This is a genomic window from Cupriavidus sp. 10L43_2 (assembly GCF_056395265.1).
Genome location: NZ_JBFTJE010000017.1, coordinates 99,492 through 114,283, shown reverse-complemented (window position 1 = coordinate 114,283; position 14,792 = coordinate 99,492). Strand labels below are relative to the sequence as shown.

General features: G+C 68.2%; 15 protein-coding genes. 9 read left to right on the top strand and 6 right to left on the bottom strand.

From position 1 onward, the window contains the following. Positions 1-92 precede the first annotated feature (92 nt). Entirely contained in the window at positions 93-491 is a 399-nt protein-coding gene (locus AC1DEL_RS21535) for a mechanosensitive ion channel protein MscS (protein WP_092296849.1), read from the top strand. Between the two features lie 7 nt (positions 492-498). On the opposite strand, the gene AC1DEL_RS21530 is transcribed toward AC1DEL_RS21535, so the two are convergent. Then, complete coding sequence (locus AC1DEL_RS21530) at positions 499-1,956, bottom strand: amidase (RefSeq protein ID WP_477126201.1); 1,458 nt, start codon at positions 1,954-1,956, stop codon at positions 499-501. A gap of 146 nt (positions 1,957-2,102) precedes the next feature. Here AC1DEL_RS21530 and AC1DEL_RS21525 point away from each other — a divergent pair, with 146 nt between their 5' ends. Together AC1DEL_RS21525 and AC1DEL_RS21520 are read left to right on the top strand one after the other, a co-directional pair. Next, positions 2,103-3,002, top strand: a complete 900-nt coding sequence (locus AC1DEL_RS21525) for a LysR family transcriptional regulator (protein WP_477126200.1) — start codon at positions 2,103-2,105, stop codon at positions 3,000-3,002. A gap of 158 nt (positions 3,003-3,160) precedes the next feature. After that, positions 3,161-3,697, top strand: coding sequence for a ferritin-like domain-containing protein (locus AC1DEL_RS21520; protein ID WP_441593218.1), 537 nt, complete (start codon positions 3,161-3,163; stop codon positions 3,695-3,697). A 90-nt stretch (positions 3,698-3,787) separates the two neighbouring features. Here the strand turns inward: AC1DEL_RS21520 and AC1DEL_RS21515 are convergent, their stop codons facing one another. Then, a complete protein-coding gene (locus tag AC1DEL_RS21515) occupies positions 3,788-4,252 on the bottom strand; it encodes a hemerythrin domain-containing protein (protein WP_092296557.1) in 465 nt (154 codons plus the stop codon). A 183-nt stretch (positions 4,253-4,435) separates the two neighbouring features. Then, positions 4,436-4,954: a cupin domain-containing protein gene (locus AC1DEL_RS21510; RefSeq protein ID WP_477126199.1), complete on the bottom strand. Its 519-nt coding sequence runs from the start codon at positions 4,952-4,954 to the stop codon at positions 4,436-4,438. A gap of 194 nt (positions 4,955-5,148) precedes the next feature. On the opposite strand from AC1DEL_RS21510, the gene AC1DEL_RS21505 reads away from it, so the two are divergent. From AC1DEL_RS21505 to AC1DEL_RS21485, 5 genes are all read left to right on the top strand, one after another. Beyond that, entirely contained in the window at positions 5,149-6,057 is a 909-nt protein-coding gene (locus AC1DEL_RS21505; protein WP_441593222.1) for a DMT family transporter, read from the top strand. Beyond that, positions 6,041-6,814, top strand: a complete 774-nt coding sequence (locus AC1DEL_RS21500) for a helix-turn-helix transcriptional regulator (RefSeq protein WP_477113490.1) — start codon at positions 6,041-6,043, stop codon at positions 6,812-6,814. Before AC1DEL_RS21505 ends, AC1DEL_RS21500 begins: the two co-directional genes overlap by 17 nt. Positions 6,815-6,957: 143 nt before the next feature. After that, positions 6,958-9,198, top strand: a complete 2,241-nt coding sequence (locus AC1DEL_RS21495; RefSeq protein WP_477126198.1) for a VTT domain-containing protein — start codon at positions 6,958-6,960, stop codon at positions 9,196-9,198. After that, positions 9,198-10,028 carry an endonuclease/exonuclease/phosphatase family protein gene (locus AC1DEL_RS21490; protein ID WP_092296855.1) on the top strand — a complete coding sequence of 277 codons (831 nt, stop codon included), beginning with the start codon at positions 9,198-9,200 and terminating at the stop codon, positions 10,026-10,028. Before AC1DEL_RS21495 ends, AC1DEL_RS21490 begins: the two co-directional genes overlap by 1 nt. 275 nt (positions 10,029-10,303) lie before the next feature. Beyond that, positions 10,304-10,723, top strand: a complete 420-nt coding sequence (locus AC1DEL_RS21485) for a hypothetical protein (protein WP_092296569.1) — start codon at positions 10,304-10,306, stop codon at positions 10,721-10,723. A 38-nt stretch (positions 10,724-10,761) separates the two neighbouring features. Here AC1DEL_RS21485 and AC1DEL_RS21480 read toward each other — a convergent pair whose 3' ends face one another. The 3 genes from AC1DEL_RS21480 to cls all read right to left on the bottom strand — a co-directional run bounded on the left by AC1DEL_RS21480 (position 10,762) and on the right by cls (position 13,652). Further along, positions 10,762-11,208 carry a hypothetical protein gene (locus AC1DEL_RS21480; RefSeq protein WP_477108370.1) on the bottom strand — a complete coding sequence of 149 codons (447 nt, stop codon included), beginning with the start codon at positions 11,206-11,208 and terminating at the stop codon, positions 10,762-10,764. A 247-nt stretch (positions 11,209-11,455) separates the two neighbouring features. Beyond that, the gene (locus AC1DEL_RS21475; RefSeq protein WP_092296575.1) at positions 11,456-12,109 is read right to left on the bottom strand and encodes a TetR/AcrR family transcriptional regulator; all 654 of its coding nucleotides are present in this window, start codon (positions 12,107-12,109) and stop codon (positions 11,456-11,458) included. A gap of 106 nt (positions 12,110-12,215) precedes the next feature. Beyond that, entirely contained in the window at positions 12,216-13,652 is a 1,437-nt protein-coding gene (gene cls / locus AC1DEL_RS21470; protein WP_441593230.1) for a cardiolipin synthase, read from the bottom strand. 314 nt (positions 13,653-13,966) lie between these two features. Here cls and AC1DEL_RS21465 point away from each other — a divergent pair, with 314 nt between their 5' ends. Further along, on the top strand, positions 13,967-14,725 hold the full coding sequence (locus AC1DEL_RS21465) for a response regulator transcription factor (RefSeq protein ID WP_092296581.1): 759 nt from the start codon (positions 13,967-13,969) through the stop codon (positions 14,723-14,725). Positions 14,726-14,792: the final 67 nt, after the last annotated feature.

The window sequence follows — 14,792 nt, the reverse complement described above, 5'->3', positions numbered from 1 at the left end:
CTGCTCACCATCGCGTAACCCACTGTAATGCGTCGCAGGGCATGATGGCTTCCATCGAGCAAGGCCGATCATCGGCCGACAAGGAGCCCGACATGCGTCAATCGATTCGTTACACCGGTATTGCCGTTCTCTGCGCCGCCATGCTGGCCGCCGGGCCGGCGTCGGCCCGCGGCCGCCATCACGGTGGCGGCGGGTCGGACGGCGCCGCGGCTGCGCTGGCGGTGGGCGCCATCGCGGCGCTGGCCATCGGCGCGGCGGTCTTCAGCCAGCCCGTGGTGGCTGCACCGGCGCCGGTCTACGCGCCGCCGCAGCCGGTTGCCTACGCCGCCCCGCAGGTGCCACCGGGCTACTGCTACAGCAACTACCAGCGCGCCTACGTGCCGTGCGCGCCGGCCGCACCGGCGGGTTACGGGCAGGTCGAGTACCAGCAGGGCTATGACCAGGGCTACAACCAAGGTTACAACCCCGGTTACAACCGTTACGGGTATTGATCGCCCATCAAGCCTGCGCCGCGCCAGCCCAGACGGCTGGCCGGCGCCCCGCCCAGCCCATCTCCCGTTCCAGTTGCCCCGCCAGCCGGAACAGCATCCCATCCTCCGCGAACCCCGCCCCGAACTGCATGCCGATCGGCAGCCCGCTCGCCGCGTCCACGCATAGCGGCACGGACATCGCCGGCAGCCCCGCCACGTTGAACGCCGGCGTGTAGGGCGAGTGCCGGAACACGCGGTCGGTCCAGTCCAGTCCATCCATGGTTTCCGCGCCGGCGGCATAGGTGCCCACCGGCTCAGGCAGGGCCGGCATCGTTGGCGTCAGCAGGACGTCGATGTCATCGAACCAGGTCGCCGTGGCCCGCGTCACCGCGTTGCGCACGTCGAGCGCTGCCGCGAAGGCGGGGCCGGTGACGCGCCGGCCGTAGCGGTACGCCGCCAGTGTTTGCGGCTCCAGCGTGGTGGCGTCGATGGGGCGCCCGGTGGCCGCTGCCACGCCATCGATCCAGCCGACCAGCGTGGCACACCAGATGCGCGCATTCGCCAGGACGACCGCCTCCCACGATGCGCCCAGCGGCAGCGTGACGTCATCGACATGGTGGCCCAGCCCTGCCAACTGCGCGGCCACGCCCGCCACCGCCTGCGCCATGACCGGGGCCACGCCAGCCCCGCTGAACGGCGGCACCATCACGCCGATGCGCAGCCGGCCCGGTTCCCGCCCCACTTCGTCGAGAAAGGGTCGGGACGGCGCGGGCGTGTGATACGGCTCGCCGGCGGCGGTGCCGTGCATGGCGTCGAGCAGCGCGGCGCTGTCGCGCACCGTGCGGCTCAGCCCGCCCTGCACGCCGAGCCCGGCGAAGACTTCGTCCAGACCGGGACCGTTCGAGACCCGGCCACGCGTGGATTTGAGCCCGAACAGGCCGTTGAACGCCGCCGGCACGCGGATCGACCCAGCGGCATCAGTCGCATGCGCCAGCGGCACTATCCCGGCCGCCACGGCGGCACCGGCCCCGCCGCTGGAACCGCCCGCGCTCAACGCCGGCTGCCAGGGGTTGCGCGTGGCGCCCTGCTGAAGGGACTCGGTCGCGGTGCTGAACGCCATCTCCGGCGTAGCCGTTCGGCCAATTGTTACCAGCCCGGCGGCGCGCAGCCGCTGCATCAGGAACGAGTCCGATGGCGCCACGAGGCCCGCCGCCAGCCGCGAGCCCAGCTCCAGCCGCTTGCCCGCCATCGACAGCGCGAGATCTTTGACGAGGAACGGCACGCCGGCCAGCGGCCCACTGCCGGGTGCCGCCGAAGACCCGGCTGCATCGGCCGGCCAGTCCTCCACCACCGCGCCAATCCTCGGATTCACGGCGGCAATCGCACGGCGGGCCACTTCCGCCAGTTCCCCCGCACTCACCTCACCGCGCGCCACCAGTTGGCCCAGCCCGACCGCGTCATAGGTCACGTACTCGCTCAATTTCATGATCGCCTTCCTGCCTTGTTGGATTCGATGGGGCGATCTTACGGAGCGAGTGGCGTCGTGATTAGTCCCCGGATCCGGGCAGCATTGGCCCATTGATGGGACAATCGCATTTCTCCTAAAAGCGGGCCTTAGCAGGGACCAGAACGATGGCGGCAGACCTTAACGACACGCTGATCTTCGTGCGCGTGGTGCAATCGGGCAGTTTCACGGCGGCGGCGCGCGCGTTGCAGATGCCCAAGACCACGGTCAGCCGGCGCGTGATGGCGCTGGAGGCCCAGCTCGGCACGCAACTGCTCCTCCGCACCACACGCCGGTTGGCGTTGACGGACGCCGGCGCGGCCTACTTCGAGCACAGCCAGCTCCTGGCCCGCCACCTCGACGACGCCCAGGCCGCCGTCGAGCAGTTGCAGCACGGCCCGCGCGGCTGGCTCCGTGTGACGCTGCCGTACTCGTTCGGCACGACGTGGATCGCCCCCCTGCTGGCCGCCTTCCGTGCGGCCTATCCCGAAGTGCGCCTGGAGATCCTTGCCTCGCACGTGCCGCTCGACCTCGTTGCCGAAGAGATCGACGTGGCGCTGCGCCTCGGCGTGCTGCCCGATTCCGACCTCATCGCACGCCGGCTCGGCAGTTTCCCGACCGGCGTCTATGCCAGCCCCGCCTACCTGAAGCGGCACGGTGTGCCAGACCATCCCGCCGCCCTGCTCGACCACGCCACGCTGGCGCTTCATCAGGCGCGGCGCGAGCGCGGCTATGCGTGGCCCCTGCGGCAGGCCGCCGGCCGTGCGCGGGATTTTCCGATCGATCCGGTGATCGTGGCGAGCGACCCCGCGCTGCTGCACGACGCGCTGTGTGCCGGCGAAGGACTCTCGCTGGCGATGGACCGCAGCCTCGCCCCGGACGTGACCGCGCGCCGGCTGCGCCGCGTGCTGCCGGCGTGGACCGGGCCGGCGCAGGACATCCACGCGGTGTTCCCGCGCCGCCGCGTGGCATCGCCCAAAGTCACTGCTTTTGTGGATTTCCTGCGCGCGCGGCTGCTGCCGGCCTAGCCCCGGCGAGCGGGTTGTAGGACCGAACCCGATAGCAGAATGGGGCACGGGCTGACGCCGCGCGGCGTGCGCGGAACTCTAAGATAGATACGCACCAAATCCCCACATAAAGTGCCCACACAAGTCCCCGCTCACGGTTGGCAAAGGAGTCCATCACAATGCAATCCCAACCCTTCCTCACCGACATCAAGACTCTCCGCGAACGTGCCCGCAAGAAGATCGAAGACGGCGCCGTCACCGAGGGCTACGACGGCGACCGCAACACCGTGATCGAGTTGCTCAATACCGCACTCGCCACGGAAATCGTCTGCGTGCTGCGCTATCGCCGCCACTATTTCATGGCCAAGGGCCCGAACTCGAAGAGCGTTGCCGACGAATTCCTCCAGCATTCCAACGAGGAGCAAGGCCACGCGGACCAGATTTCCGAGCGCATCGTCCAACTGGGCGGCGAACCCAACCTGTCGCCGGACGGCCTGCTGACGCGCAGCCATTCGGAGTACTCCGAGGGCGACGACCTCGCCAGCATGATCCGCGAGAACCTCGTGGCCGAGCGGATTGCGATCGACAGCTATCGCGAGATCGTCCAGTACCTGGGCGACAAGGATCCGACCACGCGCCGCATGATGGAAGAGATCCTGGCCGTCGAGGAAGAACACGCCGATGAACTGGCCGATCTGCTCGCCAATCAAGGTTAAGGGCGATAAAGCGATCTAAACGCCACGCATCGCAGCGATAAAGAAAGGCCCATCCGCCTCGGATGGGCCTTTTTTCGTCCGCGCCAACGATCAGGCCGTCACGCCTTCCAGTTCGTGCTTGCGCTCCTCAAGCTGCGCCGCCACCGCCTTGAGGTCGACCTTGGCCTGGATCACCGCCTTGAACAGCTCGCTTTCCTCTTCCTCCACGTGGTGCCCGACGTACTCGGTCAACACCTTGTAGTTGGCGTCGAGCATGGCCTTATCGCCCGATTCGATCTTCGCGATCAACTGCTTGGCCACCATGTGCTCGACCTTGGCTTCGTCCAGCATGTCGTCGATCTTGTCCGAAACGCCGCGCAGGGCGGGATAGAAGATCTCCTCCTCGATCTGGGCGTGGATGCTCAGCGCGTGGCAGGTTTCCGCCGCAATCGACTGCTTGGCGCTGTCCTGTTTGGCTTCCTCGAACTGCTTGAACAGCTTCTTGACGGCGCGATGGTCGTCCAGCAACAGGCTCAGGGCCGGACGCTGGCCGACCGGGATCTTGGACTTATCCATGATGACTCCTCGTTCTGTGGGGTTTTTGCGGGGTGGGGATGCGGACATTGCGAAAACGGGTCCGTGGACCGGTTCTGCAAAAGCCGTTCCCGGCCGCCCGACGCCGCCAAATCGGCGTGCGGCAGCGGCCAGGCCCGCCCGCTACGCGTAAAACTTGCCGGCGAACGTAGGGAGCGCGGCCGGTCAGCCCTGCGGGAGCCGGGGCGCCAGCCGGGCGATCACCTCGGCGTGATGCGGATGGGCGACGGCCAGCGCGGCGGCGTCGGCCAGTTCGAACTCGCTGAACTCGAACCCGGGCGCCACCGTGCAGCCCACCAGCGAATAGCCGCCGGCGTAACCCGCCACCCGCTCCGCCGCGAACCAGCAGCCGGCCGGCACCACCGCCTGGAACGCGGTGCCCGCGTCGTGCAGCGGGTTGCCGAGGTGGTGGGTGTGCAACCGGCCTGCGGCATCGATCACATGCACGTCGAGCGGCCCGCCGGCGTAGAAATGCCAGCCTTCGTCCGCGCAGATGCGGTGCCACGCCGAATACGCGTCATCGCACAGCAGGTAATAGATGGCCGTGGAGGCGGCGCGCTCCACGCCGTCGGCCCGGCGGACCCGCGCGGCGTCGCGGTAGGTCTCCCGGTAGAATCCCCCCTCCGGATGGGGCACGAGGCCGAGATCCTGGATCAGGCGGTGATGCGGCGCGGTCGTTGGCATGGCGGGAACGCGGCCCGATCGGGGCCGGAAGACGTGGACAAGGCGCATATTGTCCATGAGGTCCATCGGATTTGTCTGAAGATCGATTGCAGGAATCGCCAAGACAGCCCCCTCCCGCCCCGCTACCCTGCCGGACAATCTCCCCCAATGCGGCCACTGACCGGCCGCCCGGAATCTGATCGAGTACCGCTTCCATGTCGCGCCCCCTGCCCGCCTGGCTGCCTGGCCTGGCCTTCGTCCTGATCTGGTCCACCGGCTTTATCGTCGGCAAGGCGGTCGTGCCCGTGGCCGACACCAGCCTGTTCCTGCTCGCCCGCTTTGCGCTGGCCGGGCTGATGTTCACGCTGGCGGCGGTGCTGGCCGGGGCGGCGTGGCCGGCGGCGCGCGAGGTGCCCCGCCATCTGCTGGCTGGCGCGCTGATGCAGGGCATCTACCTGTGTGCCGGCTACGGCGCCGTGGCGCACGGGCTGTCGCCGTCCGTGATGGCGCTGCTCGGCGCCCTGCAGCCGCTGCTGACCGCGCTGCTTGCCATCCCACTATTAAAAGAGCTACCTTCGATGCGCACCTGGCGCGGGCTCGCGCTCGGCGCGGCCGGCGTGGGGCTGGTCGTCCTGCCGGCGATGCGGGCCGGCGCGCCGCACGCGGTGTCGCCGTGGATCGTGCTGATCGGCCTGCTGGCCATTGTTTCCATCACCATGGGTACGCTCTTGCAGAAGACCTCCATCGCCAAGGCCGACATTCGCGCCAGCTCGGCCTGGCAGAATGCCGGCGCGATGTTGGTGGCCGGCGCGCTGGTCACGGTCAACGGCGGCCCGGGCGCGCTGCACTGGGAGCCGGGCCTCACGCTGTGGGCCTCGCTGGCCTATGCCGCGCTGGTGCTGTCGGGGCTCGGTACGTGGCTGCTGCTGGGGCTGGTGCGCCGCGGGCGCGCCGCCAACGCCGCCGCGCTGATGTTCCTCGCCCCGCCGCTGGCCGCCGTGCAGGCCGCGCTGCTGTTTGGCGACCATCTGGTGCCGCTCCAGTGGCTCGGCATGGCCGTGGCCGGCGCCGGCGTGTGGCTGTGCCAGACCCAGGGACGGACGCAACGTGCCGAAGCGCGCTGACCACGCCGCCCCGCTGGTCGAGCCGCGGCGATTCCAGCCGCAGCCGCTCGGCCATGCGCACGACTACCACCAGTTGCTGTTCGGCGTGGACGGCGCCATCGAACTGGAAATCGACGGTCACGCCTATCGTGTGGATGCCGAACACGGCCTGGTCGTGCCCGGTGGCGAACACCATGTCTGCGTGGGCCTGACCGAGAACCTGCAGCTTGTGGCCGACTTCCCGGCCAGTTCCGTGGCCCTGCCGGCCCGGCTGATGGCCCGCCCGCGCACCTTCGCGCTGGAGGGCCCGCTCGCCGCGCAAGTGCGCACGCTCGTCACCATCCCGAAAACCCACCCCGGCGCCCCGCCGCAGCACGACTGGCAGCGCGCGGCCATCCTCGCCGGCAATCTGGCCACCTCGCTCGGGCAGGACCTCACCCGGCACGACGCCGCCCGCTTCCCGGTCATGGCGATCGACGCCTGCCTGCGCGCCAGCCTCGCCGAACCACCCCGCGCCGACGAACTCGCCAGCCGCTTCGGCTGGGGCGCCCGCCACTTCCATACCCTCTTCTGCGAAGCCTTCGGCGACACGCCGCACGGCTACCAGACCCGCCTGCGCCTCGATCAGGCCGTGCAATGGCTGATGGCCGGCACGATGCCGCTGACCGACATCGCCTTCGGCGTCGGCTATCCCGACCAGACGACTTTTACCCGCGCGTTCGCCCGCCGCTTCGGCCTGCCGCCGGGGGCTTGGCGTGAGGCGGCGCGGCGCGGCTGACGCGCTCGCCATCCCTCTCCGTCGATTGTCAAAATTACAAAGCCGAGTAAAGCGCACACCGGCGGCGGTGCTCCGCTATCGCCAGACCCTAGCCTCAGCCCCAGATCCCCATCCGGTACAAAACTTGCGCCTGTGGCGGGGTAATGTCCGACGCCCTTCCCAATTCCCCGCTCCTGCGTCCCGGCCACAACTGCTGGCGGGTGGAGCCGTGCCAGCGGTTTTCGATGCTGGTCGACGCCGATGCGTATTTCTCCGCACTCCGTGAGGCGCTGGCCAAGGCCACGCACAGCGTGTTCATCCTCGGCTGGGACATCGACAGCCGGATGGTGATGAATCCGGGCGGCGATGACCCGCCCGATGGCCTGCCGCCCACGCTGCGCGAGTTCCTGAACACGCTGTGCAAACGCCGGCGTGGGCTGCGGATCTACGTGCTAAGTTGGGATTTCGCGATGGTGTTCGCGCTGGAGCGCGAGTGGCTGCCCGACGCCAAGATGCACTGGCAGACCCATCGGCGGCTGTCTTTCCGGCTCGATGGCAACCATCCGCCCGGGGCCTCGCATCATCAGAAGGTCGTGGTGGTCGATCATCAGGTGGCCTTTGTGGGCGGCCTGGACCTGACCATCCGGCGTTGGGACACCCATCATCATCTGGCCGACGACCCGCGCCGCGTGGATCTGGATGGCAAGCCCTATCCGCCCTTCCATGACGTGCAGTGCGTGGTCGATGGCGACGCCGCCACCGCGCTGGGCGACCTCGCGGCGGCGCGCTGGCTGCGCGCCACGGGCCGCCAGCCGCGCGTGCCGGACCAGCCGCTGGGGGATGCGTGGCCGGAGAGCGTCGAGCCTGACCTCACCAATGTGGACGTCGGCATCAGCCGGACCGCGCCGGCGTGCGAGGACGATCCCGGCGTGTCCGAGATCCGCGAGTTGTATCTGGATGCCATCGGCGCGGCGCGCGAGGGCATCTACCTTGAGAACCAGTATTTCAGCTCCGGCCTGATCGCCGACGCGTTCACCAAGCGCCTGCGCGAGCCCGAGGGGCCGGAGATTGCGCTGGTCTCGCGGCGCACCGAGAGCGGCTGGCTGGAAGAAGCGAGCATGGGGGTGCTGCGCGCGCGGCTCTGCCGGCGGCTGCGCGGCGCCGACCAGCACGCACGGTTCCACCTGTACTGCCCGCATGTGCCGGACCTTGGCGACGCCTGCGTCAACGTCCACAGCAAGGTCATGGTGGTAGACGACCAATTGCTGACCATCGGGTCGGCCAATCTCAGCAATCGCTCGTTCGGGCTCGATACCGAATGCAACCTCGTGGTGGAGGCCAACGGCCATCCAAAGATCGCCGCCGGCATCCGGGCCCTGCGCGGGCGGCTGCTGAGCGAGCACCTCGCCGTCACGCCGGAGGAACTCGACACCGCGCTGGCGGATGCCGGCGGCCTGCACGCCGCCATCGAAACCCTGCACCGCAGCGACGGGCGCACGCTGGAGCGGTTCTCGCCGACCGTGCCGGAAGAAGTGGATGCCGCGCTGCCCGATGCGCGGCTGCTGGACCCCATCGAGCCCATCGACAGCGAGCAGATCATGGCCGAGTTCGTCAGCCAGGAGGCCCGCCCCCACGCGGCCAACCGGGTGGCGGTGTTCGTGCTGCTGGTACTCGTGCTGGGCGGCATGGCCTTCGCGTGGCGCTATACGCCGCTGCGCGAGTGGGCCGATTTCCGCTACCTGCTGACGATGATCGAGCGCGTGCGCGACATGCCGTTTGCGCCGGGCGCGATGATGGCCGCCTTCGTGGCGGGCGGGCTGGTGATGTTTCCGGTGACGCTGTTGATCGTGGTCACGCTGGTCGTGTTCGGGCCGTGGTACGGCGCGCTGCTGGCGTTGTGCGGCTCGGTGCTGAGCGCGGCCGGCGGCTATACGGCGGGCCGGCTGCTGGGCCGCCACGCGGTGCGGCGCCTTGGCGGGCGCCGGCTGAACCGCGTGAGCCAGAAGGTGCGCCAGCATGGCGTGCTGGCGATGGTGGTGCTGCGGCTTGTGCCCGTGGCGCCGTTCACGCTGGTCAACCTGGTGGTGGGCGCCTCGCGCATCCGGCTGCGGGACTGCCTGCTGGGCACTGCCATCGGCATGACGCCGGGCATTGTTGTCACGGCCTCGCTGGTGGACCGGATTGCCGCCGTGGCGAAAGACCCCGGCGCGGGCACCTTCGCCCTGCTGGCGCTGGTGCTGCTGATTCCGATCACCGTGGCAGTGTTGCTGCGCCGGCGGCGCAAGCGCCGGGAGCGTGCGGCGAACGCCGAACTCCATGCGGCAGCGACGGCTGCGACGGCCGCGACAGCGGCGGCGCGGCACCCGCCACCGTGCACCAGCGCGCCTTCGCGCGAGGGGGCCTGATGAACGCGCCGTTGCCTCCCGCATCGAATCCCGCGTCGGACGCCTCCGGGTCCCTGCACGCGGACATCGCCGTGGCCAGCTACAACATCCACGGCGGGGTGGGCACCGATGGGCATTTCGTGCCGAAGCGCATCGCGGATGTGGTGACGGAACTGCGCGCGGACCTGATCGCCCTGCAGGAAGTGGAGTCGCGCCATACCGGCTTCGACATGCTGCGCTTCCTCGCCGCGCACAGCGGCTTGCACGCCATTCCCGGCCCCACGCTGGTCCGCGAGGACGGCGACTACGGCAACGGCCTGCTCACGCGTTACCGGCCGCTGCGCATTCGCCATATCGACCTCAGCGTGAAGGGGCATGAACCGCGCGGCGCCATCGACGCCATGCTCGAATGCAACGCCGTGGAGCACGACACCTTCGCGCTGCGCGTGATTGCCACGCACCTCGGACTGATGCCCGGCGAGCGGCGCTGGCAGGTGCGCCGGCTGCTCACCGCGCTGGCGGAGGCGCCCGAGCAGCCCACCATCCTGCTCGGCGATGTGAACGAGTGGTTCCTGTGGGGGCGCCCGCTGCGCTGGCTGCATGCGTACTTCGAACGCACACCCCATGTCTCGACATTTCCGTCGCGCTGGCCCTTCCTCGCGCTGGACCGGATCTGGACTTCGCCACGCGCGCACCTGGTGTCGGTGGCGGGCCATCGCAGCGCGCTGACGCGGCTGGCGTCCGATCATCTTCCGCTGCTCGCACGCATGCGGTTGACTGCGCGCGCGCATCCTTCCCCAGAGGAAATCATCGCCACGGCGGGGGCATCGTTGCAAGGTCCGGGTGCCTGAGCGGTGCCTTGCATCGCACCATCGACATCTTGTTTCAGACTCACCCACATGGCCGCCACGGATTGCCGCAGGGCCGCAATACGGGTATCTCGCTAGGCTTGCGCGCTGGTCTGCGCCACGTGCGCTTCCTATACTGACTCACGCATACTCCATGTCATGCCGCATGGCGATGCACACCGAAAACGATCGGGCAGGCGATGGCGGTTCCCGGGAGGACCCCGCCGACGGGTCATGTCGACACGCCCTGCCCCGGAACAGGAAAGTGGAGAAAAGGCATGCCCAGCGAACAGTTCCTTGCCACCCAGGAAACCCGCCGCTTAGGCCTGCGCGCCCTGCGCGCGGCATTGCTCCAGGTACACAAGGAAGTCATCGGCTACGACCGTGGTCAATACGAGCGTCTGCACGGTCCGATTCCAGCCGGGCAGTTCGTGCAGCTGGTCACCGAAGAATCTTTCTTTCGCTGGCTGGACCCGCTGTCGCGCCTCATCATCGAGATCGACGAAGAACTCGAGGGCGACGAACATCATGACGATACCTGCCGGGCCGTGGCCGCCGCCGCGCAGAAGCTGTTCAGCGAGCGCGGGGACGAGGCGTTTCGCAAGCGCTATCAGGAGGCGCTGCAGGACGAGTCGTCGGTCATCGTGGCACACGGGCGGTTGATGTCCGTGATCGGACAGCTTCGGCAGTTGCCGTAGGCATTGCTCCTGCCGGCATCGCGCGGGCGCGCTGGCACTCAGCGTCGACCGCGCCCGCCGCCGCCTCTTCCCCCGCCCCCACCGCCATAGCCATAACCGCCGCCACGGTAGCCGCCATAGCCGCCGTGGTACCCGCCGTGGTACCCGCCGTGTCCCCCGTGGTAGCCGTGGTAGCCCCCGTAATAGCCACGATATCCACGCCCGTAGTAGCCGCGATAGCCGCTGCCATACCAGACACTGCCGTAGAAGCCGCCATACCAGGGTCGGTAGTAATACGGATACCCGGCATACGGATAGCCGTAGGCATAGGCGGGATAGCCGCTGTAGTAGCCGCCGTAATACCCCGACGAGTCATAGCCTGACGAGGCATAGCCGGACGGATAGCTGCCGTAGTACGTGTCATAGCCGGGATATGCCACGCAGCCGCCCAGCATCCATGTGGCGCCCGCAATGCCCGCCATCATCCAACCGCGCGCCCCATTCATCGTGCACTCCCATTGACCTGCATCAAAGCCGAGGGCGGCTTCGACCGTCGCCCCATGGCCGTTAGACAGTATTTGCGGGGCGGAAATCCATTTTCGGACTATTCCTATTCACGAATCAGAATCGTCTTCTTACACTTGGCCCCGCCTGTGCAATGCAGGCACCCGATGGAGTGCCAGAGTTGACCCCTCGCTGGCATTCTTTTACTTGGATGCCACGTGGTCCCCGCCACGTGGCATTTTTTTGGTCTCAGGCCACCGTCAGGCCGTTCTCCACCATGTCCAACAGCCGCGCACCGATGATGCCGGCCTGTTCCTGCGCGCGGCTGCGCAGGGGGCCGTCGATCAACAAAATGGCTAACCCGTGGACGGCGGACCAGGCGACATACTCTGCGCCGGGGCGGCGCGCCGCTGGCAGCAGGCCCGCATCGACCCAATGATCGAGCGCGGCGCCCAGCAACTGGAACGGGTTGAGGCCGCTGTTGCCGGCCTTGGCGGGGTCCGGGTCGTCCTCTACATCGTCCGGCACCGAGAAGGCGGTGCGGAACAGGCCTGTCTCGGCCAGCGCATAACGGAGGTAGCCCGCACCCACCGCGCGCAGGCTCCCGCGCGCGCGCTCGGTGGCGGAGGCATTGGCGGGCAGCGCTGCCAGTTCGGTCTCCATGGCCATGGCCAGGCCGGACAAGGCCGCGGCGCGCACCGCCTCCAACAGGTCCTGCCGGCTCGCGAAGTGACGGTACGCGGCATTCGGCACCACGCCCGCGCGGCGCGTGGCTTCACGCAGCACCACGGCCTCCGGGCCGCCAGTGCGTGCGAGATCGATCCCGGCTTCGAGCAAGGCGCGCCGTAGATCGCCATGTCGATAAGTGCTCCGCGTGGGCGGCGTGGCGGCGACTCGGCTCATATCAAACTCCCATGTGGACATCGTCCACTCATTCTGCTTTGTATAGTAGACAGTGTACACAAGGAGCGCCAGCCGCCAATGTGGACAACGGCGGCAGCGGATTTGCTCAGAGGATGGGGGCGAACAGCTTGGCCACGTGCATCGCCACCCGGAGCAGCGCGGGCGAGGCCAAAAATTCGTCGCGACTGATCTCGCGCGCCTCGGCGAAGTCGGCCTCGAGCATGCGCGTGACGTCCCGCGCGAAGGCCGGATGCGCGGTCATCACCATCATCTCGAAATTGAGCCGGAACGAGCGATTGTCGAGATTGGCGGTGCCCACGGCGGCGGCCTCATCATCGATCAGGATCACCTTCTGATGCAGGAAGCCGGGCTGGTAGCGGTAGACCTTCACGCCTGCGCACACCGCCTGGTAGGCGTAGATGGTGGACGCCGCGTACACCACGAGGTGGTCCGGGCGCGACGGAATCAGGATGCGCACGTCCACCCCGCGCAGCACGGCAAGGCGCAGCATGGCGAACACCGCCTCGTCCGGCACGAAGTACGGCGAGGTGATCCAGACCCGCTTCTGCGCCGACTGGATCGCCTCGACGAAGAACAGCGAGCAGGTCTCCTGCGCGTCAGCCGGGCCAGACGGCACGACCTGGCAGATCATCTCGCCCACATCGCCATGCGGCGGCAGCATCAGGTACGGCACCTCCTTCGCAGCCCAGTACCAGTCCTCGGCAAACGCCATCTGCAGCTCCAGCACCGCCGCGCCGCGAATTTCGATATGCGTATCGCGCCACGGCGAGAGCGGCGCCCGCGCGCCCAGGTATTCGTTGCCGACGTTGTGCCCGCCCAGGAAGGCGCGCGCGCCGTCCACGACCACCAGCTTGCGGTGATTGCGAAAATTCAGCTGGAAACGATTGACGAAGCCGGGATGCGTGGCGAAGGACCGCGCCTCCACCCCTGCCTGCTGGAGCGTGCGCACATAGCCGCGTCCGAGTCCGTGACAGCCGATGCTGTCGAACAGGAAATAGACCTTCACGCCGGCGCGGGCGCGCTCGCACAGGCGGCGCTGGAGTTCGCGGCCCAGTTCGTCGTCATGGACGATGAAGAACTGCACCAGCACGACCTGCGTGGCGGCGTCGATGGCAGCGAAGATGGCTTCGAAGGTCTGCTGGCCGTTGATCAGCAGGCGCACGTCGTTGTTGGCCAGGCACGGCATGCCGGTCAGACCGGGCAGCGCGCGCATGCAGGCCTGCGCCGGCGCGGTCACCACACAGGCTGACATGGCCTCGCGCTCGGACGCGGTCATGCCACGGCGGATCTCGCGCAGGCGGTCATTATTGAAACGGCGGGCATTGACGTAGCCGGCGAAGGTGCTGCGGCCGAAGATCAGGTACGGAATCAGCGCGAAGTACGGCATCATCACCAGCGACCCCGCCCACGCAATGGCGCCGGGCGCGGTGCGGACCGTCATCACGGCATGCAGTGCGGCCATCACGCCAACGATATGGAAGGCGACCATCACTGCGGCGATCACGCTAGGACTCATCAACATAGGCGGATGGTTCGGCGCTGCGGGCCCGTACATGGATGAGCCGTATTCTGGCATACCCGTCACATGAGGGCATCCCCCCGATCGCCATATGCCGGTCGGGCTGCCTCATTTTTAGGCGCGCCGATGCAATGGCGTGCCGGCGCCGGTGCGCCTCCGCCCACCCGCCAGTTATCCACACGTTCTGTGGATAAGCCTGACCCGGTTCGCGGCGATCCCACATTTAAGGGAATGGCGATTGTCCGGCCGGGCATGCCGCCGCTACGCTCTGACGGTTCCTCTCCGTCAATCCGTTTCAGTTTTCTGGTAGTTGTAGCATGAGTGTTTCGACCAACATTGCCTTACTGGCCAGCCGCGCGGCCCGCCTCCACCCCATCCAGGACCTGCTCTCCCTCGCGGGTTTCCAGTGCACCCTCTTCCTTGCCGGCCGGGACCTGATCCACGGCCTCAGCCATGACAGCTACGACATGCTGCTGGTCGACCGCGACCTGCAAGACATTTCCGCCATCGACGTGATCCGTGCCGTGCGCGCCGTGCGCGCCCGCGACATGCCGATCATCATGATCGGCGGGCAGCATAACAACGACAACGACCTCGTGGAGGCGCTCGACGCCGGCGCCGACGACTACGTGCTCGAGGCCCTGAGCAACCGCGTGCTGCTGGCGCGCATCTCCGCTCTGCGCCGACGCATGTGCGGCGCGCGCTTCCGCAACAACCTGCCGATGCGCGCCGGCCCCTACGAGCTGAACAGCCCCGGCCGCTTCGCCATGCTGAATGGGCGCCGCATCGCCATGACGCCGAAGGAGTTCGACCTCGCCACGCTGCTGTTCGCCAACGCGGGCCGCATCCTGGCCAGCAAGCGGATCGAACATATGATCTGGGGTCATGACCTGCCGCCGCTCTCGCGCGCGCTGGCGGGGCTGGTCTCGCGCATGCGCCGCACGCTCGATCTCTGCCCGGCCAACGGCGTCACCGTCAATGTCGTGTACGCGCAGGGCTACCGGCTCGACATCCTCGACCAGACCGTCCGCGCCGACCTGACGGGCCCACCCGGCCAGCCGTTGCTCCAGCCGTAACCCGCCCTCTGCGGCCTGCGCCGATCTCCCCGTTGTGCGACGGTGTCACGCCTGCGTCACACCGTTC